Source organism: Bacillus sp. Root131 (assembly GCF_001429475.1).
Lineage (GTDB): Bacteria > Bacillota > Bacilli > Bacillales > Bacillaceae_G > Bacillus_A > Bacillus_A thuringiensis_S.
The window spans coordinates 534,579-557,306 of sequence record NZ_LMJQ01000001.1 but is presented as its reverse complement, the minus strand read 5'-3'; the positions used below and the strand labels follow the sequence as shown (position 1 = coordinate 557,306).

Genomic DNA, 22,728 nt, shown 5'->3' with positions numbered 1-22,728 from the left:
TCATATTGTTAGATTCGTTTAACTGGAATCCACCAACATATTTCGGTGGACTCCAGTTATTTTTCATATAATCTTTTTATAAACTAGGTGATTTTCTATTTTTAGACTGCTGTTCATACGCATATCCCATATTGAAAAGCTCTCTTTCACCAAACTGTTTCCCTACAAACACTACACCGATTGGTTCTCCATTTTTATCATATCCAGCAGGAACCGCTAATTCCGGATAACCAGCTACAGCTGATAGAAGAACTTCATCGTTATTAATCATAACTAGAGCATCCAAACCTTGTTCTACTAAATACCTATCTAGCTCTTTTTTTGCATTTGCTTGACTCGTTTGTACTACGTTTTCGAACTCTTCTTTCGTTATAGCAGATTTTTCAGACCCCTCAATTAATGTTTGTCCGTACTTTATTCGTCTTTTACTATCCTTTTTATTAAACGCTAAAATCTCTTCTAACGATTTTACCGGTACATTCTTTTGCTGTGAAAGATAGTCGTTTACATTATGCTTGAACTCATATTCTAAAGTTTGCAAATTATCTACACCCCCATTGTTTAACTGAATATAATCAGTCAATATTGCACCTGCATCTTGAAGGTCTTTTTTTATTTTTTCTGCTACTGTTTTTCTATTTTCATCTTGTTGGTCTACAGAAAAAAGAAGCCCTATCTTTTTCCCTTTTAATCCATCTATTGATAAATCCTTTGTATAATTAATTCTTTCTTTATCTTTCATTTTTTCTGTCATAACATCTTTTTCGTCATAACCTATCATTGCATTAAATAACGTTGCTGCATCTTTTACTGTTCTTGCCATAGGTCCTGCTGTATCAAGAGTTTCAGCTAATGGAATAATTCCTGTTCTACTTACCATACCTAAAGATGGACGTAACCCAACTACTGATTGCTGCGCCGCTGGTGCAACAATCGATCCCGTCGTTTCTGTTCCAATTGCAAGCGGCGCAAAATCTGCCGCAACTACTGTAGCAGATCCTGAACTTGATCCTGAAGTATCGAATGTAATCGGACCGTACGGGTTTAAATTTTGTCCTTTTTTCCCGCTATACCCGCTTGGCATTGTAAAAGATAAATAGTTCGCCCACTCAGACATATTCGCTTTTCCTAAAACAAATGCTCCTTCTTCTTTCAACTGCTTCACAATTGTTGCGTCTTGATCTGCAATCCAATCTTTTAATACATAAGTTCCTGCACTAGTCGGCATCACTTTTTCCGTCTGTACATTATCTTTTACAACGACAGGAATACCATATAAATTCGAATTTTTGTTTCTACCCCGCTCTTGATCTAACTTTCTTGCTTCTTCCATCGCATTAGGATTTATCTCTGTAACAGAATTTAATGTTATTCCATTTTGATCATGTTCTTGTATTCTAAAGAGATAAATACTCGTTAATTCTTCATATGACAACTTTCCATCATCAATCATTTTTTGAAGCTCATCTACAGTCGCATTTACGACTTCTTTTTCTTTTATCTTTACATTTTCTATATTGATTCCTTTAAGCTGATTATGTATCGGTTGTAGCACTCTTTCTTTATCATATACAATACGCTCAGGTTCCTTTGGAAAATAATTTTTATACACGTAATATCCGCCGGCACACGCTAATAAGACAATGCCTCCAGTGATAGACAGCGTTACCTTTACCCATTTCTTCATGTTGCTTCCTCCACTCTATAAGGTGCTTCGTTACACGAAAAAGAGAGTTACCTTTTACTTAACTCTCTCCAATCAAAATGCTAAATGAAAAAATGAAAGATTTCAATCTAATTACTTCTTTTTTTGCATTTGCTTTGCTAACATTTCTTTCACTTGATTATACGTTAATCCTGAATTTTTATTTAAACGCTTTACTTCCTCAACATCAGTACCTACCACTGTATATTTTTTCTCATCATTCATTTTTCTAATTCCCTTCTCACCGTATTATTTCTTATATTTCTTCCCTAAATGCGCATAAATTAACACCACTACAAAAAGGAAGCTGTTTTTAAGCACAGCTTCCTTCTCGTTACATATTGTATTTCTTAATAAAATTTCACTACATCTTCAGTAGGCAAGAACGTTCTTTCTGCTGGTTGTTCGTTTGGTTCACCAAATGGCATTTGACCTACTAAGCTCCACTCTGCTGGAATGTTCCAAGTTTCTTTCACTTCAGCATCTACGATTGGGTTGTAATGTTGTAATGATGCACCAATTCCTTCAGCCGATAATAACATCCATACAGTATGTTGTAACATTGCATTTCCTTGATGAGACCAGAATGGGAACTGATCTTTATATAATGGTGCATTTTCTTGCATTTTTTCTACTGTTGCTTGATTTTCAAAGAATAACACAGTCCCAACACCTGTATGGAAACCTTTTAATCTTTCTACAGTCGCTTCAAAGTTTTCTGCTGGTACGCGAGCTCTTAGTGTTTCTTTAACAATATCCCAAAACTTTTCATGCTCTCCATCCATTAATACAACCATACGACCACTTTGCATATTGAAAGATGTTGGTGCGTGTAAAGCTGTTTTTAACACTTCTTCAATTCTTTCTTTCGTAATTGCATCGTTTTTTGCTACTTTACGAATTGAACGGCGGTTCACGATTGCTTCTTTTAAGTTTGTTGTAGTTGCTGACATTTTAATTCCTCCAAATGTTTGTTTAATAATTTATTTTGTTATTTCATAACAAGCGAATTAGCAATATCCATCGGTATTACATTGCATACCTTCAAATGAATTTGTTTTATCCTTTTCAATTTCTTTATCAATGACCCTTTCTAGTGTTTCTTTACTAGCAAGCCCTTGAATGACTTCATCTCCAATCATGACAGTTGGAACAGCCATAATATTCGCTTCATCATATGCGTGTTGAATTGCTTCTTGATGCTTTTCTTTATATTTACGAGTTACTAAAGCATCTTTAAATTCCGCCTCAGGAAGTCCTACTTCTACCGCTAATTTTGTTAACACATCAATATCTTCAATGTTTTGCTCTTCTTGGAAAAATGCTGTGAATACGCGGTGATGATACTCATTACCTAGTCCACGTTCTTTCGCAAATTGACATCCTTCGAAAGCTAAATGTGTATATGGATGTGGTGAAACACGTGGCAAGCGCATATCAATTCCTAACTTCTTCGCTGTCGGAAGAATGAAAGCATCCCATGAACCTAATTTTTCTGGTTCATTCCATGGATCTATTTTTGAATATGGACTTGGACGTAATTCAAATGGCATCCATTCAATCTCTACATCTTTCTCTTTCGCTACCTCATCTAATGGACCTTTTGCTAAAAAACAAAACGGACATATAAAATCTGAGTATACTTTCATTTTTACAGTCATAACTTTTACACCTTACCTTTATTGTTGTAATCAAATCAGTTACATTAATGACAAAAAAATATAAATAGGATTTAAGCATTCATTTTTTCTTGCAAAGTTTCAAACAACTGCCCCATTGTAATATTTCTCAAAACTTCTTCCATCGCGGATTGTGCTTGAATTAAAATAATTTCTAACACCGCTTGAATATTCGCCCCAATTGGACAATCTGGATTCGGTTGCTCGTGAATATGAAATAGCTTGTCTTCTTCGACTACGTTCACTGCATGATACACATCTAACAATGTGATTTCATATAAATCCTTTAGTAATCCCGCGCCACCCGGTCCACGATTTACGTAAACAAAGCCAGCTTGTTTCAAGTACGACATGATTTTACGAATGACTACTGGATTTGTATTGACACTCTCAGCCATATAGTCTGAAGTACAAAGTGAAGATGGATTGTTTTTCAAAATAGATAAAATATGAACAGCTATGGAAAAGCGGCTACTAATTTTCATCGTAATCACCACCTCGATGTAATCATTATAGTTACAACTAAAAAATAAGTCAATCCTTTTCATAGATTTTTTATAAGTAAATTAAAAAGTGTCCCATTATGATATATGAGACACCTCTTTTTATTCTGCAAATAGCGATTGAAATTCTTCAATAAATAGCTGCACAGCGATTGAAGAATCCTTTAATGAAGGAACAGCTAAAGCAATTTCTCTCCATACTTGTGGTTCCAATTCTCTCGTTTGCACATTTTTTGGTAAATTCGTTAAAGATAATTCAGCTAATATTGCAATGCCCAATCCTTCTTGAATCATATTTAAAGCTGTAGTAACTGTCGAAATTACATATTCAGCCCGAAGTGGTACGTTTGCTTGTTTAAACATATCAATAATGGGTGGTTCGTATCCACCCTTACATAATATGATCGGTTCATTCTCTAAATCACAAATTGTAAGAGCGTCCTTCTTACAGAGAGGATGATCCTCTCTTAAGATAGCAACCATTTTCCCCTTCGTTAATGGAACAATCTCCATATCTTTATTAGGCAAAATAACAATTCCTATATCAATAACCCTCGATACTAACCAATCTTCAACTTCTTTAATCGTTCCTTCACAAAGAACGACTTCTAAGTTCGGATACTTCTCCTTAAAAAGGTTTATCATTTTGGGTAAGAAATGTGCAGAAGCGCTCGGAAAACTCCCAATTCGAATCGTCCCAACTTCGTGCCCTTTCTCCATCGCAACTTCTTGTTCAATCTTCTCTACACCGTTCAAAATCTCTCTAATATGTACAAGAATTCTGTTTCCTACATCCGTAACAATTAATCCTTTTCGTTTATCACGTATAAGAATCGTAACTCCTATCTCTGACTCAATACTTGAAATCGCATGACTAACAGCTGGCTGCGTCATATTTAACACCCGAGCTGCCTTCGTAAAACTACCTAACTCAACGGTTTTTATTAATACTTGCAGTTGTGTAATGGTCATAACTAATCACTTATACTCCCCATAAAAAAGATTCATTTTATTTATTACAGTCGATATCATATCATAGTGAAATGAATAACAACAAGGAGGTCTTACCGTGACACAGCTTTCTCGAACTAAGACGGCCATAATCCTTACCTTTCTCGTTTTCATGTGGGGAATCAATTGGCCTTTATCTAAGTTTGCCCTGCATTATACACCACCCGTTTTATTTGCAGGCGTTCGAACTTTAATTGGAGGATTCATTTTACTCCTTTTCGCATTACCGAAATACAAAGAGTTACACTTAAAAGAAACTTGGCATTTATACGTTATTTCTTCTTTACTTAACATCATTATATTTTACGGATTACAAACTGTAGGCCTTCAATATATGCCAGCTGGGTTATTTTCCGCCATTGTATTTCTACAACCTGTTTTACTCGGCATTTTCTCATGGATTTGGCTTGAAGAATCTATGTACGGCTTAAAAATTTTTGGGCTTGTTCTTGGATTTATTGGCGTGGGTGTCATTAGCTCTAGTAGTTTAACTGGACATATCTCTATTATCGGAATCCTTCTCGCGATAGGATGCGCTATTGGCTGGGCACTTGGAACAGTATTTATTAAGAAGACTGGGCACCGCGTTAATTCCATTTGGATGGTAACACTTCAGCTCATTATTGGCGGGCTTTGCTTAATTGGATTTGGTTCAGAGTTTGAAAGCTGGTCTAGTATCGCTTGGAGTATACCATTTGTTAGCGTACTTCTCTTTATTTCGTTCTTCGTTATTGCAATGGGGTGGCTTGCATACTTCACACTTGTTGGAGCTGGTGAAGCAAGTAAAGTTGGGGCTTATACATTCCTCATTCCACTAATCGCTATTATTGTAAGTTCAATTTTCTTACATGAGGCCATTACAATGAGCTTATTTATTGGGTTATTATTTATTGTTGTGAGCATTTGTTTTGTAAATATAAAACCAAAAGCACTTGCTATAAGGCAGCAAGTTGAATTGAAATAAACGTAAGAAAGAGCCTACTGTTTGTAGGCTCTTTCTTACGTCTTACTTTTTACGACGTACTACAAAAACACACGCACCAACCGACGATACAATCGCCAAAATAGATAAGACAATCGCTATTACTTGCATATTACTAGTGCCTTCATTCTTTTCTACACTAGACACTTCACCATGTTCTCCTGTTAATGACGTACCTTTTGCAATTGTAGTAAGTGAATGTGGTTTTTCAGCTTTTTCATCGCCTGTCCATTCAACAATTTCTCCATCTTTATATTGTTGATATGCGTCCCAAGCTATTTTTTGCTCTTTATCCGGATTTTTAGCGACGAAAGTAAATCGTTGGAATTGACCGGTTAAAATCCCTTCTCCTGTCGCTTCCCATACTACAGTTTTCACTTTTCCAGCACTATCTTTTTGCGCTTCCACTTTCCACCCTGGCACTGGCTCATACTGTTGAAACTCAACGCCAGACGGTATTTTTAGTGTGACTTTTGTTGTTGCTATATTTTTTTCAACTGGTACCTTTATTGTGTAAGTCTCCCATGAATTAACATCAGAAGTTTCTGGCTTTACCGTCACATGAGCACTAACAGGTAACGAAAAGATTCCCATTGCAATTATTGTTGCGATCATTGTTGTTCCTAATTTTTTTATACGTTTCATTTTCTATTAACTCCCTTTCATCTATAACGCCTCTTTATCTGCCACCTACAATAAATTTATAATCTGTATCGAAGCTATCCAGAGATTTTGTTAATCCATGAACATGTATATTCCAGTTTCCTGTCATGTTAATATACATACCTTCTGCTTCATATTCTCCCGGTGAAACTGCTGAAACTTTAAATGAACCTTTTCCCATATTCATATCTAATGATTGAGTAGTTAAAATAATTTGCTCCATATCAGTAACAGGTTGTCCGTTTTCATCCTTTAAAGTAATATGAAATGTATTTTGTCCTACTTTATTAGGACTTACATGTAAAGTAAGTTCATACCCATTATCCAGTTGCTTACTTTCTGTAAAAGGTCCAGTAGGAGGCATCGGTGGTGTTTGTACGTTTGTCATAAAAGCTACGATGACAAAAATGATAATTCCGATGATAAACTCTACTTTCACCGTAGCGCCTAATCCCTTCTGCGCTCTCATTTTCCCTTTCACATAATGTACAATTCCCAATATCCCCATGAAAATGAATAAAAGTATTTTTGCTAATAAAGCTAATCCATACTTCGTATCAAATAAAGAGTGGATTGTTGGAATAAAAAATGTACTGTTAAAAAGACCTGTTATTAAAATCACGATGACAGCACCTGTTGCCCACGGTGAAAAACGCTTAATCATATCCCAATACATACTCCACTTGTCATCCTCTTTACGTAAAAGAAGAATAATGGATGATAGACCGCCAATCCATAATGAAGCTGCAAATAAATGCAGAAAATCCATAACGACAGCAATCTCTTTAAACTTCAAACCATATGCATGACTATTAAAGGCTTTCATAACAAGTATCCCGATAAACAATACTATTGGAATACTCCATACTTTAAACGACGATAGCTTCCCACACTTCATCGCAAAATACGTCACAATTATAAGTGAACTAATAAGAACCATTTGAGTAATCCATACATATCCAAAAACAGAAAGCTGTAACGTTTCTTTTAAGAGTAAAGGATTGAATGCTTCTAGCCATGAAACATCTGCATTTATTTTCGCTTGCAATGGTAGGTTGAATAACAAGCTAATAAATATCCCAAATAAGGAGATCCATATTATGTTCTTACTCCTTGATCGAACCGAGGTTGCATTCCCTTTATACATAATAAGATTAAAGAAGAGAACTCCTAAAAATAGCAAGAAACTCGCATATAAAATTCCACGTTCCATAATCATATCGATTTGCGGGACATACCCCATCTCTTCCACTTGTACATCGTCTGTTCCCGCTTCTGCTAATCCAATACGGAATGGAATAACCCCTTGAATTGGATGTCCATCAGCTGAAATCACTTTCCACTGAATAGAGTAGAGTCCGTTTTTCAGATTTTCTTTTAATCCTGCTTCTAATAGTTTTTTGTTTTTTTTATCAATATGAGCATCTTTCAAATCGACCCTTTTACCTGATGTATCCCTCACGTACAATGTATTAAAACTTGAAACTTGTATGTCCTCATCGAATTCGATTTTCACAACAGATGGTGCCTTCTTCAAAGTTTCATTTTCAACAGGGTTTGATTTCACAACGTACGCATGAGCAGATGTACTTTTCGGTATCAATATGATAAGCACACACGCAAGTAATAGCCATGCCCCTAACCTTCTCATTACTTTCACAATCATTTCACTTCTTTCTTCCTCATCGCTATATTTTCATTACTTTAACTTCCCAAGTTAGATTATCGGGCGAAATATTAACCTTATTAAATATAATCTTCTATACAGTATAACTATTTATTTCTCTCTCACCTCTAAACTTCCAATATAATAGTAACTACCTTCATAGATACTACTTACATTTTTAAAGTCGATTGTTATTATATCATAAAATATATTTACGTAAGTTCCTGAAGAAGAAAAGTTATCGTGAATCATTTGTGAAGAAAGTGTGAAATACATAAATAAAAAGGTATTACGTTATTACGTAACACCTTTTTAAAAATATCTTTCTTCTATTTCTCTTCCGGATAATCACAATACTCTATGATTGTTCCCTCTGTATCCGCTGGGTTAAGATAGATTAATCTTCTGCCGTGTTTATTAATTCGAAGTGTATGCTTTAACGTTCGAATACCTTGTTCTTTCAATTCCTCTAAAGCCACATCTAAATCATCTACTCGATACGCAACGTGATGAACACCTTTACCTTTTTGTTTAATAAAACGGGCAATTGGAGATGTCGTATTATTCGTCGGTGCAAGTAATTCAATTCTATCTCCATCCACTTCAAGAATGGCTACTTCGCTTTCCACACCAGGAGCTTCACTTACGTAACGATCTATTAAAGTTCCTAGTAACACATTTTCATAAAAACGTATCGTACTATCTATATCACGAACTGCGATTCCGATATGATCAATTGTTTTTTTCATTTTATTTCCCCTACTACTTTATTTTTTCTCATTATTAATAGTAACAAAAAAAGCTATAGAAACAAGTCTATAACTTTTTTTATTTAACCTATTTTCTTATCTGCTCTAGTTGCTGGTTGAACTTGGTTTTTCACTTTTAAAATGCTAATGCCATATCCGATAAATCCACCGATAATCGCTGGGAAGATCCAGCCTAGTCCTACTTCCTGCATCGGAAGGAATTTAGTGAACACTTGGCTTACTACTTCAATGTTAACTCCAGCTGCACTTAATCCATCGAATAAGCTGATGATAAATGTTACGATCAAGCTTACTTGATAAACTTCCGCTCTTCCTTTAAATAATGAATGGAAGAATGTTAAGAAAATCAATACGATTGCTAGTGGATAAATTGCTGTTAATACTGGAACAGAAACTGCGATTAATTGTGTTAATCCTACGTTTGCAACAATGGCACTAAATACACAGAGCGTGATTGCAATTGCTTTGTAAGGAACATTTGGGAATAACTTATGGAAGAATGAAGAACATGCTGATACAAGTCCCACACTAGTTGTTAAACACGCTACTGTAATCATTAATCCTAATAATACTCCGCCGTATGATCCAAAATAGTAGTTAGAAACTTTCGCTAATACTTCTCCACCGTTCTCTAAATGTCCAAGCTTTGCAACACTTGAAGCACCCATATAAGAAAGAGCTGTATAGATAATTGCTAAAATAGATGCTGCAATTATTGTCGCTTTTGCACAAACGACCATAATTTGTGTTTTCGTTTTTGCACCTTTTTCTTTAATAGCATTGATGATGATAATCCCGAATACGAATGATGCGAGCGTATCCATCGTTAAGTATCCTTCTTGGAATCCTTTAAAGAATGCATGTGATGTATAAGCTTCCACTGGTGCTTGCATATCTCCAATCGGATGTATAAAAGCAACGATTACTAAAATACCGATGAAAGTCAACTTAATTGGCGTTAAAATTTTTCCAACAATATCGACAATTTTCGCGGGATTTAGCGAAAAAAAACAAGTGATGCTAAAGAATATAATTGTGAAAAGAATTAAAGGTGTAGAACCTACTCCCTCTGGCATAAACGGCTTAAGACCAATTTCATAAGATACATTTCCTGTTCTCGGTATTGCAAATAACGGACCGATCGCTAAGTATAAAACTGTTGTAAACACAATCCCGAACACTGGGTGAGCGCGACTTGCTAATGACTGCAAATCATCTTTACCTGAAAAACCAAATGCTAGTACACCTAGTAATGGTAGTCCAACACCAGTTACTAAAAATCCAGCGTTAGCAATCCATACATTCTCTCCTGCTGATTGACCAAGCATCGCTGGGAAAATTAAATTTCCCGCTCCAAAAAATAGTGCAAATAACATTAATCCAATAACTACTATGAACGAAAACGGTACTTTATTCGCCATAATATAACCCCCATTCAAATTTCCTTATCTCATTTTCCAATTTTAACTAATTGAATTTTCTGAATATTTAATTTAAGTATCAACTATTCTTGAACTCATTATAGTTTGCTATATAATATTTTGCAATACTATTTTCGAACTTTTCTTTTATTTTATAAATATACATTTTTTAACATGAAAAATAGACTAAAAAACCAACATGGTCATCCATGTTGGTTTTTCCATTTACTATCATGAATTAAAATTTCGCTGCTACTTTTTTAACGTTTTCTAGACCTTCTTCAACAATTTGTTGTGAACGATCTGGATATTGATTGTGCCCTTCAATTACAACTGTCTCTGGATTTGTAATTCCCCAGAATCCAAGTACAGTTGTTACGTAATTAACTGCCATTTCCATAGGAGCCATTTGTTCTGAAGAGTAATCTGAACCACGAGCACCTAACACAACTACTTTTTTACCACCAACTAAACCTTCTGGGCCATTTGCTGTATATTTAAACGTTTTTCCAGCTTGAGATAAGTATGAAATATATGTGATTAATGGTGCTGGTACTGTAAAGTTCCATAATGGGAATGCAAATACAACCTTATCAGCTTCTAAAAACTGATTTAAATATTGATCTACTGTAGCAACTGCCTTCTCTTCTTCAGCTGTTAACTCCATGCCTTGGCTACGTTTATATCCACCTGAAATCGCGATATTTCCGTAATAAGGAAGATCTAATGCAAATAAATCTAATTCCGTAATTTCTGTATTTGGATTTGCTTCTTTATAAGTACTTACAAATGTTTCATACATTTTTGAACTAACTGCTTGCTCCGCTGGACGATCGTTTGCTTTTACAAATAATACTTTTGACATTTTTTTATTCCCCTCTACATTCTTATTTTCTTCTTTTTTACCAAATAACGAGCTAAATAATCCCATTTTCTTCACCTAAACTTTCTTATCATATTCATTATTCATCATCATAAAAATTCTTATTCCAATAAAAAGTTCCAATTGATACCTTAAGTAAAGCCAATTAAAACTTTTTGTTATTTAATTACCTTATGTAAGTGATTGTAATATAGTAACTTATTTTAGTCAAGTAACTTTTGATAAAAAATAAAATCTCAATTTAAAAATATTAACTAAAATATAATTGAACACCAAATACATCTGTATTACTTGTATAATAAAATTAGAGAGGAAAATTCATAATATAGAAAGGATTTACTCATGAGCACTATAGAAAAGATTCAAACTTTTATTATTCTTTTTGCTGTTACATGCGGCATCGTACTCGGACAATTTAATATGATACATACGTATTCAGACAAGTTTATTGTTCCCTTCTTATTTTTTATGCTATATGGATTATTCCTCAGCATCCCATTAAAAGAAATAAAAAACGGATTTCGCAATTTAAAATTTGCTGGAACAAGTCTTACTATTAACTTCTTATGGACACCTTTACTCGCTTGGGGGGTTAGGGGCACTATTTCTTTCAGATCATCCAGCACTTTGGGTTGGATTTATAATGTTAATGGTTACTCCATGCACAGATTGGTACTTAATCTTTACTGAAATAGCGAAAGGAAATGTAGCACTTTCTACTGCAATTTTACCTGTAAATTTAATTTTGCAAGTTCTACTCCTTCCAATTTATTTATTTTTATTTGCTGGTGTCATGAAAACTGTAGCGGTTTTTGTTTTAGTAGAAAGTATTGTTATCGTAATCGTCTTACCATTTATACTTGCACATGCTACAAAATTCATTATGAATAAAATGAAAAAAGCTGAAACTCTCGAGAATAAACTCATTCCGTTTTTCAGCTCTGCTCAAATTGTATTTTTAAGTTTAGCAATAGTAGCGATGTTTGCATCACAAGGTAAATATTTACTGCAAAATATGAATGTCGTTTTATTATTACTCGTTCCTGTTCTATTGTTCTTCATCATTAATTTTTTACTAGGACAATTTATCGGGCGCATGATGCATTTATCTTACAAAGATACAGTAAGTCTAAGCTTAACAACGTTAGCAAGAAACTCACCTGTTGCACTCGCTATCGCTGTGACCGCTTTTCCAGATGAGCCTCTTATCGCACTTGCACTCGTTATTGGACCATTGATTGAGTTACCAGTACTAGCTTGTGTGTCACAAGTTTTGTTGCTTATTAAGAAAAAACGGCAATACGCATAATAAAAAACGTCCCATTTTGGGACGTTTTTTATTATGGAAAGATTACATACAACACTTATTTCTTATTTATCATTACAAATGAAATTACCGAAACTACAAACGTAATAATACCAATTATAATAAAGTGAAACTTTAATCATTGGGGGTTTTGTTCATCCCCCAATGATTATTAGCCCTCACCACTCCCGCATTAACAGATCCTTTCTAATTAAAAATGATAGGAAACGTAAATATGACGAAAGCTGCCCAAAGTCCGTATATTGGCAAATACTTCGTAACGGCATCTTGGATAGCTTTTGGTCCTGATTTATTTTGCAAGAAACGCATATAGGAAAACATAATCCAAATTAGATTTGCCCAGATCAGTATGTTTACACCTAAAACAGCTAGTCTATTAGGTGTAATCCCGTAAGAAGAAAGTCTAAATACGATGGCTGACAATGCAACAGTATCAATAATAAGTGCCAGAACAATTAAGGCAAAATTTATATAATCTGAAATACTCTTTTTCTCGTCTGAGTCACTCTCAACGATAGAAAATATAGTAACAGCCAATACACCAAGCAGTATTCCGTTGAAGGCCATTAGGAAATTGCGATCCAAGAATGGATTTTTCCCGACCAAAATTACCGTTATAAGATAGATAAGCAAGGTAATCAGGACGAGAGGACTAAAAATTTTAGATATGTATGGTGTAATATTTTTAGCAAGCTTAAGATTCATTGATACTAAGTATGCAGTCACAATAGCGAGAGCCGCTGCTCCAAATAAAACAACATTACTAAAATAGAATTCTCCTATATCTAAATCAACAAAGCTAAATAAACGCATGGTGAATATTGCTAGTATCATTCCGCTCACTGCCATGCTCCCGTAGAGAAGACAATATTCTAAATTAAATTTAATATAGGCTAATCTTGTACTGCCTTTTGAATATTCATTTCCTGTAAATGCAAGCCCTACTAAGACCCATAAAAATATAGGAAGATGTAAATACGCAAGTATGGTACTGTCTTTATAATTTATTGGCAACGTATTAAGATACACCCCGGAAACTAGGAATAACGCTATAAGGGAATAAATAATACTTTTTTTCGGCTTATTATTGTAAACAAAATAAGCAGCAATAAAGGGAATTACACCAAAAGCCAAATTAATTGGAGCAATTGCTTCCTGCTCAACAAAGTGGAAAATGATTCTAGTGCTTATGCCGGCCAGAATAGCTAAAAGGCCCATGAATAAGAAACCTTTTTGAAACAAAGATGTTTTTTCTTTATTTACTTTCTCCTTAAAATGCAACCTTTCATACCAAGCACCTAGAATTTGAGAATCAGGGTTTTGGCCCCATGCTTGTGAGAATGCTTTTTTAAAAGCTTTCGGATCTTTTCTATACATCTTCTCCAACTCATGGGGGTTATCCATATGTTTAACAATCAAATTGTTACTGTTCATAGTTATACCTCCTCTAATTTTAAAAATAAGGTTGTTACCTTTTAACAAAAGCACCTCACTCATTTATTATGATTTTGATTTTAATACAAAATTTATCGTTTTACAATAAAAAATTATTATTTAAAGGATTTTTTTTATCGTTAAATTTTATATAAAAGAAAAAACAAAAGAGCATGACAGTTTTATGTCATGCTCTTTTAACAAATTAATTCTCAAATACAAAATTAATCTTATTATCTTTCCACTCTAATTTCGCATCAAACGTTTTCTCGCCCTTTTTAAAGCCTTTAATTAAATCAGTCTTTTCACCTTTTAAGAGCTTTGTCATATTCTTTTGCGAAATTGTTTTACTTAATATCTTCTTTGAAATGGTGAAATCACATTGCGTTGTATTATAGTTAGAACAACCGTAAAACGTTGACTTATCAATTACATCGCCATCACATTTTTTACAGCTACCAACCTTTTTACCCGTTGTAAATTTCGATCCTTTTCGTTCAATCGATTCAACATGTAGTCCCGTGAAATCCCACTTCTCAGACATTTCCACTGCGTCTTCAATAATTTTAGCTGATAGCTTTTTCGTCTGTTCCATAAATGTAGCTGGTGAAGCTGTACCTTCCCCGATTTCCGCAAGGCGTTGCTCCCATTTTGCAGTCATTTCTGGTGAAGCGAGTATTTTATCACCGATTGCTGTAATTAATACTTTTCCTTTATCGGTCGCATACACTTGGTTTTTCTGCACATCTATATATTTACGGTCTTTCAGCATCGTAATAATACCTGCACGAGTTGCCTCAGTACCTAAACCTTCTGTTTTCTTTAATACTTTCTCAAGCTCTTCATTCTCTAAATACTTACCTGCCGTTTTCATTAACGTAATAAGTTGTCCTTCTGTATAACGCTTCGGCGGCTGTGTTTTTCCTTCTTTCACTTTCACCTTTACAACTTTTCCTTCTTCGCCTTCAGCAACAATTGGAAGAATTGTTTCGTCATCTTTATCATCTTGGAAAATAACTTTACGCCAACCTTCTTGAATTTGCTGTTTTCCTTTCGAAATGAACGCAGCACGTTCGTCTATAAGAGTTGTAATCGTTGTATAGTCAAAAATCGCTACTTCATAATGCGCCGCAATTAGTCTTCTTACGATCATATCGTAAATTTTCTTTTCATCACCTGATAGTTTGCTTGGATTTGTAACTTGCTCTGTCGGAATAATCGCGTAGTGATCTGTTACTTTCTTTTCATTTACATAACGCTTATTGTTCATAATGGATTCAACCGGAGCCGGTAATAAACCTTTATATTCATCAAACTGACTTAACTTCTGTAAAATATCAGGGAAAGTCGCTGCTTCTCCTTGAGTAACATAGTTAGAATCTGAACGTGGATAAGAAACAATCCCTTTTTGATAGAGTGCTTGCGTTATATCAAGCGTCTTTTTCGGTGAAAACTTAAAGGCTTTATTTGCCGTTGCTTGCAGTGATGATAAGTTGAATAAAAGCGGCGGCTGAAACTCTTTACGCTCCGTTTTCATTTCCTTCACAACAGCCGGTTTCCCTTGGCAAAATGCCGCAATTTTATTCGCCATATCAGGGTCTTTTAAGCGGGATTCATTATCCTTCTCCCATTTCCCGTCATATTTCTTTCCTTCTATATTAAAGGTTGCAAACACTTCCCAGAAAGGCTCTGACTTAAAGTTTTCAATTTCTTTCTCACGCTTTACAATCAATGCTAACGTTGGTGTTTGGACACGACCAGCAGAAAATACATCATTCATTCCTTTTTTCTTTAACAAAATACTAAACACACGTGATGCATTCATGCCAACAACCCAGTCAGCACAAGATCTTGTGTATGCTTCGTAATACGTATTAATTGTATCTGATTCATCAAGTAAATTTTTAAACCCTTGATAAATAGCTTGCTTCGTTAAAGACGAAATCCATAGACGCTTCATAGGCTTTTGCACGTTACAAAGATTAATAATATTTCGTACGATTAGTTCCCCTTCACGCCCAGCATCGCCTGCGTGAATAATTTCTGTTACCTGTGGATTATGTAACAGCTGTTTCACAACGTTAAATTGCTTATACTTTGACTTTGTTACTTCAAATTGAAAACGCTCTGGAATCATCGGTAATGTATTAAGTGACCATTTTTTCCACTCTGCGTGATAATGCTCTGGATTACATAACTGCGTCAAATGACCAATTGCCCATGTACAGTACGCTCCATTTGGAAATAACTCATTTGCTTCTACTTCTAAATATCCATCTTTCCGGCGATATTTAAACTGTGAAACAAGAGCCAACCCTTGATCTGGTTTCTCGGCAATAATTAATTTCATTTTATAACTCCCTATCTGTATTCCAGTGTTACTTTCATTGTCTATATGTTTAGAAGCGATGATAAAACAACAATCTTATTTATCATTCGCGGTTTGTCTCGCAAATGTGAGACCTATAATATTATACGCTTATTCTTTATGGCTTCACAATAGAAACTCATAATATAACAATTTCTTTCACATGCTTACAATTAAAAAAGACGCCCTAAAAAATCAAGCGTTCCTTTGCTTACATCTATGAAATTGTGCAGATAATATGCAGATATAAATTATCATAAGTACACATATGATGAAATGAACGATAGGACAAGGAGGTATCATAATGTTTGCTTATACGTTAACTACCTTAACACTTTGCTGTACCTCAATTCTTATTGCATCCAATATTTCCAAACGTAAGGGTACCCTAATGGAGTATATGGTATTTATTATGTCTTTTAGTATGAGTATCGGTTTAAGTATTGGTTTTTATTTAGGCATTCTCTTTAAGGGGGAATTACTATATTCTACTTTACTTGCTATTTTAATTAGTGGGTCTACGTTTTCATCTATATACTGCTTTAGAAGGAATGTTCTCTGGATTAATGGCAAGTATGATGGGAGCAATGATTACAGAAATGTTAAACGCTCAACAAGCTCATAGTATATTGTTCATTAGCCTTTTACTTACTATAACGATTACTATGTCCTGTGTGATTCAATTGTTATCGGAGAACTTTTCTACTTTTATCCAACAGCGTTTTTTGTTATTACTTTCAATTAGTGTAGTAATTATCGTTGCCGTATTCGCGACATTCCCAGATCATACTCCTGCACCTGGGCATAATCAACATATACATTAGTACTTGCAACAAAAATGAATAAGCAGCTATCCATAGGATAACTGCTTCCTATTATTCTGGCTTATTAGGAATGTTTTGGTTTGGAACATAGTCAGATTTATAATCTGTATAGTTCACTTCCGTTACCATTCCTGCTGAAGCATGATGTAGGTCGTGACAGTGGAACATCCACTCACCGGGATTGTCTGCTACAAAGGCTACTTCATATTCTTCTCCTGGTTTTAAGTTCAATGTATCTTTTACAATTGGAGAACCTTTTATCGGTTTTCCATCTTTACTCAACACCTGAAAGAAGTGCCCGTGTAAATGCATTGGGTGATCATCCATTTTAGAACGATTTACCAACTTCACTTTTACTAAATCACCCTTTTTTACTTGAATTGGGTCAATATCCGGAAATACCTTTCCGTTAATTGTATATACCATTTCATTTCCATTCATTTGCGTATTTAAGTCCATATTATATGTGGCAGTATACTCTTGATTTAACGTGAAACTACCTAATTTTTTAGTACCATATTTCATTATATCTACTTTCGGTAATTTTTCTTTTTCGTCTGCTTTATCTTTCATCTCTTTGCTGCCATCATATTCAATAACAGCTTTCATTCCTTTTGCACCTTTATTTTTCGAATGGTCTTCAACATACCATTTCCCAGTTTTATTAGCAGTAAATTCAATATCATAACGTTCGCCCGGTGCGATTGAAATTACTTTATCCTTTATAACTTTTGGATCGTTTATTGGTTGACCATCTGTCGCAATTACTTTTATATCATGACCGTGAACATGTATATCATGTGATAGATAACCAGCATTAACGAGTCGAAAACGAACTTTATCTCCCTTATTCACTTTCAATGGCACTACTAAATCACCGCTTTTTCCATTGATTGTGAATAAATCATACATACTCATATCATGACCTTCCATCTTCATATTTCCATGGTCCATTCCTTCCATATTACTAGAGTCTTTTTGATCACTGCCCACGTCCATACCAGAATGATCCATGCCGTTCTTATCATCATTCTTTTCCTCATTTTCATTACCTTTAGATTTATTACCTATTTGCCCTTTTGTCATTTCTTTTAACTGCTTATTCATTTCTTCTTTATCTGTAACCCATTCATCCAACATTAATGTGTAATCTTTATCATATTTTTCCTTTGTATCTTCTACAATGAGCGCTCCATACAAACCTCTATCTAATTGATTTACAGAATCTTGATGCGAGTGATACCAGTACGTTCCTGGTACGTTCGCTTCAAATTCGTAAGTGAAACTTTTTCCTGGTTCAACTGCATCTTGTGTCACGCCTGGAATTCCATCCATGTTATTTGGGACAGGATATCCATGCCAATGAATAGATACTGGTGCAGATAATTCATTTTTTAATGTCACTTTCACCTTTTCACCTTTTTTCACCCGAATTTCTGGACCAGGAGATGATCCATTAAATGTCCAGACTGGAACAATAACACCGTTACTTAACTTTTGCTTTTCTTCTTTCGCTATTAAAGTAACTTCTGGTCCTTTTTGAACCTTCAATGGTTTTGTAGCTGTTTCAGTCTGTATTGTTTTTTTATCTTTCATATTTTTATGATCATTTGTTGTATTTGTGGCCAAAGAACATGCAGCAATTAAAAATATTACAGAGACCGTAACAGCTTTTAATACAAATCGCTTCATGGAAAATCCCTCCTTTTTCAAAATCATTATAGAAGTTGATTTTCAAGAAAATAAGGAGATGTAATTAGATTTTACGTAAGCTAATTGGAAGATTACTAAAAGTGGAGACATTACAAGAGGCGAATATTTTAGAAATACAAAATGCTTTCCTTGTAGCGACTATATTAGCCGTTCTCGTATTTGTTTTGACGTTATTTCTTAAGAAACAATAACACTTCTATTATTAAATAAGAAAAATGTAGCTAAAATGCTCTTCACAAAAGAACTTAGATTTTTGTATAATAAGAACTAATGTTCTTCACAGACAATAGACTCAAATTACACAAATATATCAAATAGAAGAGGATTGATATACGATGAAAATTGATAGACCAAAAATTTCACCAGAGTTATCTTCAAAGAATTTTCAAGATATTTTTTATGAAGAAGATCCAACATTGGAAGTGTGTGAAATTATAGACTCCACTTTCGAAAATGAATCTGTAGATAGAGTACGATTATATGATGCGGTGATAAAAAACTGTAAGTTTACTAATACAGACTTTAGCAATATTGATATTACAGATGTTTGTTTTGAAAACTGTGATTTATCAAATGTTAATTTAAGCAATTCTTCTGTTCACAGAGTCGAATTTAAAAACAGTAAATTAATCGGAGTAAATTTCACAGAATCTAGCTTAGGAAATGTTAAATTTGAGAATTCAATTTTGAATTTAGCGGCATTTGGAAATTCCAAACTAGAAAAAATCATCTTCAATGAAACTTCATTAAATATTGCAGATTTTTTTGACTGTAAACTTAAAAAAGTTGAATTCCAATTATGTAGTCTTGATGAAGCTAATTTTGATCAGACATCACTGAAGGGGATAGATATTAGTTCTTCTAGCTTTGATACGCTTACAGTTTCAGTGAACGATTTAAGAGGATGTAAAGTATCAACATATCAAGCTGTTCAGTTTGCAACTTTATTAGGATTAATAATTAAAGATTAGTATTTCGAAGATAAAAGAACCCTATCCCGAATCATGGATTTTTTAATTGTCCGCGATTCGAGATAAAGTTCAAATAAATTAGTGATGACTTTTTATTATTTAACTACAGCTTGGTTTCCTTTTACATGTTCATTATTTATACTCATAAATTCTTCAATTTCTTCAACTTCTCTAATGATATCTTTTGACAAGTTTTCATACCCGTCTTTCGTTACAAGAATATCATCTTCTATTCGAATACCAATTGACTCTTCCTCAATATAAAGACCTGGTTCTATCGTAATAACCATACCTTCTTCTAACACTCTATCTTTATATGTTCCTACATCATGTGTATCTAAACCAAGGAAATGGCTGACACCATGATAATAGTATTTTGATAACTCTTCATCTTCTTGAATTAAACCAATTGCTTTACACTCTTCTGCCAGTACCTTTTTTGTATGCTCATTTAATGCAGCGAACTTTAATCCTGGCTTAATAATCTCTGTTGTTTCTTTTAATGCTTTTAATACAATATTATAAATTTGTTTTTGGCGACTAGAGAATGTTCCATTTGCCGGGAATGTATAACTAATATCAGCGTTATAGTAGTCTTTTTGAGCGCCTAAATCTAGCAATACTAAATCACCATTTTGAATTTGTGCATCATTATCTTCATAATGAAGAACTGTAGCATTTTTCCCACTCGCCAAAATTGTATTGAATGCATGGTGCTTAATGCCAGATGATTTCAGTGTAAAATCAAATTGTGCTTCTAATTCATACTCCATCATGCCTGCTTTTGCATGCTTAAGTACGTTGTAAATACCGTCTTTCGTTATAGCAATCGCTTCTTTAATAATTTCAATTTCTTCTTCTGTTTTAAATACTCGTAATTCACAAATGTTCGGATATACATTACCAATTGTTACGTGTGGGTATTTTTCTCTTACATGTTTAGCAAATGCTAATGTTTTTGTCTCCATACCATTCCACTCACGACTTTCTATATCTAAATATAGATGCTTCGCATTTTCTGTAAAAAGTATATTTGACATTGTCTTTTCAAAGCTATCTAAATATACAACTTTCTTTATACCTGAAATTCCCTCTGCTTCTTCGCTAGAAACTGTTTTCCCAACCCATTTTTCCATTACTGGATCTGATTTTTCAATGAAAAGTGTCTCTTCTACACTATTCCCAAACTTTTTCAGCATAAAAATAACATTTGGTTCACCGATTCCCGTTAAGTAGTAAAAATTACGATTCGGTACAAATTTATAATGTGCATCGGCTGACATATGAGGTGCTTGTCCAGCAAATAAAATCGTAATGGATTCCTCTGGTAATGTGTTTGCTAATCGTTCTCTATTTTGAGCAAAAAATGTTGATTTCATAATAATCCCCCTAGCGTTTTATGTATAATTGTGAAACTAATTATTCAATACACTTCATTCTATTATTGTTATAATTTTTCGTCAATTTTTAACTAAATTTTAGATAGTATTGACACAGACAACTAAACAAGTTACAATAACTATAAATTAGTAAGTTACTAATTTAAATTTAAATAAGAGGTGAACAAAATGCAAAACATTTTATTCCGTATTAATGAATTATCAAAAAAAGAAAGAACATCTGGATTAACAGTTGATGAAAAACAAGAACAACAAATGTTGCGTCAAAACTATACAGAAACATTTCGTGGAAGCCTAGATTCCATTTTATTAAATACAAAAATTGTTGATCCTAATGGTCTTAACGTTACACCAGTTGCATTACAAGATGCTCAAATACGTTTAAAATTAAGCAAATGAGTTCCGCGCTAAAGAATTTCAATAAAACATAAACAGAGCTGGATTTCCTATATAGAAATTCCAGCTCTGTTTATTGTCTTTTCTAATTTAGTAAACGAGCGATACATCGCAATTCTCCACGACACAATCATCGCAAATGCAAGTAAGAAAAACATTCCGCTTAACTCTGCCAAATCAATTGATTGGCTTAAATATGACTTTAATGCCACGCGTACAGCTAATAAGCCTACTAAAATAAATATGAATGCTTTTGACGGTTTCATAAATATATGTTCGCCTTTTATTTCGAACTTAGTTGTTTTAATAAGAAAAATAGAGAAAATAAGCCCTATACTAATTGCCTCGACTATTTCTAACGATGTTAATCGAAACTCTGGTAAAAAGTACATCATCGCGCCTGTACTCATAAAAATTGGTGGTAATATAATTTTCTTTTTCGTTACCGGCTTTTTCGCTGCTTTAAAACGTAGAAACATTACTCCAACAGCCATACAAAACGCTATGACACTTGATAAAAGTGCTATCATACTCTTCTCACTCCTATCTATTTAAAAGACTTTTTGAGCAAAATCATAAACCAAACGAGCCCGATACTTATAATAACATGACCTAATCCAGCCATATGGCTTAAACCGTAAAAGTCAGTTCCATTTACTTGTAAAAGACCTCTCCATAGCATTGTAGCAATAGTAAAGATTACTCCTACATTATAAACAACAAACCATGCACAAAAGCTCTTTGTTTCTTGTACATGAAACACTTTACATAAAGCTAAAGCAATTAAAAAGAATACAAAACCGAGCACTAATACATGTGTATGCACTAATTGCAACATTGTGGATCCTTTAATTCCTTGTGCTTTCGTATACTCTCTTGCAAATACACCTGATAATAAACCAATAATTAAGTAAATAAATGCCGCATTATATAATTTCTTCATTCTATTCCTCCTGTTGCAAACTTTCTATATTCGCTACAATCATTTTACGGAAAGTTTATGAACGGAATA

General features: G+C 34.0%; 20 protein-coding genes and 2 pseudogenes. 5 read left to right on the top strand and 17 right to left on the bottom strand.

The window, feature by feature from the left end:
• Positions 1-76 precede the first annotated feature (76 nt).
• The 6 genes from ASE54_RS02840 to ASE54_RS02815 all read right to left on the bottom strand — a co-directional run bounded on the left by ASE54_RS02840 (position 77) and on the right by ASE54_RS02815 (position 4,859).
• Positions 77-1,687: an amidase family protein gene (locus tag ASE54_RS02840; protein WP_000759472.1), complete on the bottom strand. Its 1,611-nt coding sequence runs from the start codon at positions 1,685-1,687 to the stop codon at positions 77-79.
• A gap of 111 nt (positions 1,688-1,798) precedes the next feature.
• Positions 1,799-1,930 carry a hypothetical protein gene (locus ASE54_RS37350; protein WP_000997344.1) on the bottom strand — a complete coding sequence of 44 codons (132 nt, stop codon included), beginning with the start codon at positions 1,928-1,930 and terminating at the stop codon, positions 1,799-1,801.
• Positions 1,931-2,055: 125 nt separating this feature from the next.
• Positions 2,056-2,658, bottom strand: a complete 603-nt coding sequence (locus ASE54_RS02830; RefSeq protein ID WP_001277014.1) for a nitroreductase family protein — start codon at positions 2,656-2,658, stop codon at positions 2,056-2,058.
• Positions 2,659-2,715: 57 nt separating this feature from the next.
• On the bottom strand, positions 2,716-3,366 hold the full coding sequence (locus tag ASE54_RS02825; RefSeq protein ID WP_000216673.1) for a DsbA family oxidoreductase: 651 nt from the start codon (positions 3,364-3,366) through the stop codon (positions 2,716-2,718).
• Between the two features lie 71 nt (positions 3,367-3,437).
• Entirely contained in the window at positions 3,438-3,869 is a 432-nt protein-coding gene (locus ASE54_RS02820; RefSeq protein ID WP_000704085.1) for an Rrf2 family transcriptional regulator, read from the bottom strand.
• Between the two features lie 120 nt (positions 3,870-3,989).
• Positions 3,990-4,859 (bottom strand): LysR family transcriptional regulator, encoded by an 870-nt coding sequence (locus ASE54_RS02815; RefSeq protein WP_000156761.1) that lies wholly within the window; start codon positions 4,857-4,859, stop codon positions 3,990-3,992.
• A 97-nt stretch (positions 4,860-4,956) separates the two neighbouring features.
• Between ASE54_RS02815 and ASE54_RS02810 the strand changes: the two genes are divergently transcribed.
• Positions 4,957-5,862: a DMT family transporter gene (locus tag ASE54_RS02810; RefSeq protein ID WP_000192804.1), complete on the top strand. Its 906-nt coding sequence runs from the start codon at positions 4,957-4,959 to the stop codon at positions 5,860-5,862.
• A 42-nt stretch (positions 5,863-5,904) separates the two neighbouring features.
• Here ASE54_RS02810 and ASE54_RS02805 read toward each other — a convergent pair whose 3' ends face one another.
• From ASE54_RS02805 to ASE54_RS02785, 5 genes are all read right to left on the bottom strand, one after another.
• Positions 5,905-6,525 (bottom strand): DUF1775 domain-containing protein, encoded by a 621-nt coding sequence (locus ASE54_RS02805; RefSeq protein WP_000821388.1) that lies wholly within the window; start codon positions 6,523-6,525, stop codon positions 5,905-5,907.
• A gap of 34 nt (positions 6,526-6,559) precedes the next feature.
• Positions 6,560-8,209 (bottom strand): copper resistance CopC/CopD family protein, encoded by a 1,650-nt coding sequence (locus ASE54_RS02800; RefSeq protein ID WP_003261861.1) that lies wholly within the window; start codon positions 8,207-8,209, stop codon positions 6,560-6,562.
• A 329-nt stretch (positions 8,210-8,538) separates the two neighbouring features.
• Entirely contained in the window at positions 8,539-8,958 is a 420-nt protein-coding gene (locus tag ASE54_RS02795; RefSeq protein WP_000750851.1) for a VOC family protein, read from the bottom strand.
• An 83-nt stretch (positions 8,959-9,041) separates the two neighbouring features.
• Positions 9,042-10,400, bottom strand: coding sequence for a branched-chain amino acid transport system II carrier protein (gene brnQ, locus ASE54_RS02790; RefSeq protein WP_001284783.1), 1,359 nt, complete (start codon positions 10,398-10,400; stop codon positions 9,042-9,044).
• Between the two features lie 238 nt (positions 10,401-10,638).
• Positions 10,639-11,331: an FMN-dependent NADH-azoreductase gene (locus ASE54_RS02785; RefSeq protein ID WP_000522502.1), complete on the bottom strand. Its 693-nt coding sequence runs from the start codon at positions 11,329-11,331 to the stop codon at positions 10,639-10,641.
• A 294-nt stretch (positions 11,332-11,625) separates the two neighbouring features.
• Between ASE54_RS02785 and ASE54_RS02775 the strand changes: the two are divergent.
• Positions 11,626-12,592, top strand: a pseudogene (locus ASE54_RS02775) (bile acid:sodium symporter).
• A 204-nt stretch (positions 12,593-12,796) separates the two neighbouring features.
• On the opposite strand, the gene ASE54_RS02770 reads toward ASE54_RS02775, so the two are convergent.
• A complete protein-coding gene (locus ASE54_RS02770; protein ID WP_001087656.1) occupies positions 12,797-14,044 on the bottom strand; it encodes a DUF4153 domain-containing protein in 1,248 nt (415 codons plus the stop codon).
• Positions 14,045-14,249: 205 nt separating this feature from the next.
• Positions 14,250-16,394 carry a DNA topoisomerase III gene (gene topB / locus ASE54_RS02765; RefSeq protein ID WP_000766767.1) on the bottom strand — a complete coding sequence of 715 codons (2,145 nt, stop codon included), beginning with the start codon at positions 16,392-16,394 and terminating at the stop codon, positions 14,250-14,252.
• A gap of 322 nt (positions 16,395-16,716) precedes the next feature.
• Here topB and ASE54_RS02760 point away from each other — a divergent pair.
• Positions 16,717-17,236, top strand: a pseudogene (locus ASE54_RS02760) (hypothetical protein).
• A 51-nt stretch (positions 17,237-17,287) separates the two neighbouring features.
• On the opposite strand, the gene ASE54_RS02755 reads toward ASE54_RS02760, so the two are convergent.
• Positions 17,288-18,928, bottom strand: a complete 1,641-nt coding sequence (locus tag ASE54_RS02755) for a multicopper oxidase family protein (RefSeq protein ID WP_000820013.1) — start codon at positions 18,926-18,928, stop codon at positions 17,288-17,290.
• A 356-nt stretch (positions 18,929-19,284) separates the two neighbouring features.
• Here ASE54_RS02755 and ASE54_RS02750 point away from each other — a divergent pair, with 356 nt between their 5' ends.
• A complete protein-coding gene (locus ASE54_RS02750) occupies positions 19,285-19,920 on the top strand; it encodes a pentapeptide repeat-containing protein (protein WP_000687269.1) in 636 nt (211 codons plus the stop codon).
• A 95-nt stretch (positions 19,921-20,015) separates the two neighbouring features.
• On the opposite strand, the gene ASE54_RS02745 is transcribed toward ASE54_RS02750, so the two are convergent.
• Positions 20,016-21,299 (bottom strand): aminopeptidase P family protein, encoded by a 1,284-nt coding sequence (locus tag ASE54_RS02745; protein ID WP_000842964.1) that lies wholly within the window; start codon positions 21,297-21,299, stop codon positions 20,016-20,018.
• Between the two features lie 189 nt (positions 21,300-21,488).
• Here ASE54_RS02745 and ASE54_RS02740 point away from each other — a divergent pair, with 189 nt between their 5' ends.
• Positions 21,489-21,719 (top strand): DUF896 domain-containing protein, encoded by a 231-nt coding sequence (locus tag ASE54_RS02740; protein ID WP_001179616.1) that lies wholly within the window; start codon positions 21,489-21,491, stop codon positions 21,717-21,719.
• Positions 21,720-21,766: 47 nt separating this feature from the next.
• Here ASE54_RS02740 and ASE54_RS02735 read toward each other — a convergent pair whose 3' ends face one another.
• Together ASE54_RS02735 and ASE54_RS02730 are read right to left on the bottom strand one after the other, a co-directional pair.
• Positions 21,767-22,246: a cytochrome c biogenesis protein CcdC gene (locus ASE54_RS02735; RefSeq protein ID WP_000561066.1), complete on the bottom strand. Its 480-nt coding sequence runs from the start codon at positions 22,244-22,246 to the stop codon at positions 21,767-21,769.
• 17 nt (positions 22,247-22,263) lie between these two features.
• A complete protein-coding gene (locus ASE54_RS02730) occupies positions 22,264-22,659 on the bottom strand; it encodes a DUF2871 domain-containing protein (RefSeq protein WP_000737876.1) in 396 nt (131 codons plus the stop codon).
• Positions 22,660-22,728: the final 69 nt, after the last annotated feature.

Excerpts from the sequence above, each read along its gene's own strand:
- ASE54_RS02840 (WP_000759472.1), bottom strand. The coding sequence starts at position 1,687 with ATGAAGAAATGGGTAAAGGTAACGCTGTCTATCACTGGAGGCATTGTC.
- ASE54_RS37350 (WP_000997344.1), bottom strand. The coding sequence starts at position 1,930 with ATGAATGATGAGAAAAAATATACAGTGGTAGGTACTGATGTTGAGGAA.
- ASE54_RS02830 (WP_001277014.1), bottom strand. The coding sequence starts at position 2,658 with ATGTCAGCAACTACAACAAACTTAAAAGAAGCAATCGTGAACCGCCGT.
- ASE54_RS02825 (WP_000216673.1), bottom strand. The coding sequence starts at position 3,366 with ATGACTGTAAAAATGAAAGTATACTCAGATTTTATATGTCCGTTTTGT.
- ASE54_RS02820 (WP_000704085.1), bottom strand. The coding sequence starts at position 3,869 with ATGAAAATTAGTAGCCGCTTTTCCATAGCTGTTCATATTTTATCTATT.
- ASE54_RS02815 (WP_000156761.1), bottom strand. The coding sequence starts at position 4,859 with ATGACCATTACACAACTGCAAGTATTAATAAAAACCGTTGAGTTAGGT.
- ASE54_RS02805 (WP_000821388.1), bottom strand. The coding sequence starts at position 6,525 with ATGAAACGTATAAAAAAATTAGGAACAACAATGATCGCAACAATAATT.
- ASE54_RS02800 (WP_003261861.1), bottom strand. The coding sequence starts at position 8,209 with ATGATTGTGAAAGTAATGAGAAGGTTAGGGGCATGGCTATTACTTGCG.
- ASE54_RS02795 (WP_000750851.1), bottom strand. The coding sequence starts at position 8,958 with ATGAAAAAAACAATTGATCATATCGGAATCGCAGTTCGTGATATAGAT.
- brnQ (WP_001284783.1), bottom strand. The coding sequence starts at position 10,400 with ATGGCGAATAAAGTACCGTTTTCGTTCATAGTAGTTATTGGATTAATG.
- ASE54_RS02785 (WP_000522502.1), bottom strand. The coding sequence starts at position 11,331 with ATGGGATTATTTAGCTCGTTATTTGGTAAAAAAGAAGAAAATAAGAAT.
- ASE54_RS02770 (WP_001087656.1), bottom strand. The coding sequence starts at position 14,044 with ATGAACAGTAACAATTTGATTGTTAAACATATGGATAACCCCCATGAG.
- topB (WP_000766767.1), bottom strand. The coding sequence starts at position 16,394 with ATGAAATTAATTATTGCCGAGAAACCAGATCAAGGGTTGGCTCTTGTT.
- ASE54_RS02755 (WP_000820013.1), bottom strand. The coding sequence starts at position 18,928 with ATGAAGCGATTTGTATTAAAAGCTGTTACGGTCTCTGTAATATTTTTA.
- ASE54_RS02750 (WP_000687269.1), top strand. The coding sequence starts at position 19,285 with ATGAAAATTGATAGACCAAAAATTTCACCAGAGTTATCTTCAAAGAAT.
- ASE54_RS02745 (WP_000842964.1), bottom strand. The coding sequence starts at position 21,299 with ATGAAATCAACATTTTTTGCTCAAAATAGAGAACGATTAGCAAACACA.
- ASE54_RS02740 (WP_001179616.1), top strand. The coding sequence starts at position 21,489 with ATGCAAAACATTTTATTCCGTATTAATGAATTATCAAAAAAAGAAAGA.
- ASE54_RS02735 (WP_000561066.1), bottom strand. The coding sequence starts at position 22,246 with ATGATAGCACTTTTATCAAGTGTCATAGCGTTTTGTATGGCTGTTGGA.
- ASE54_RS02730 (WP_000737876.1), bottom strand. The coding sequence starts at position 22,659 with ATGAAGAAATTATATAATGCGGCATTTATTTACTTAATTATTGGTTTA.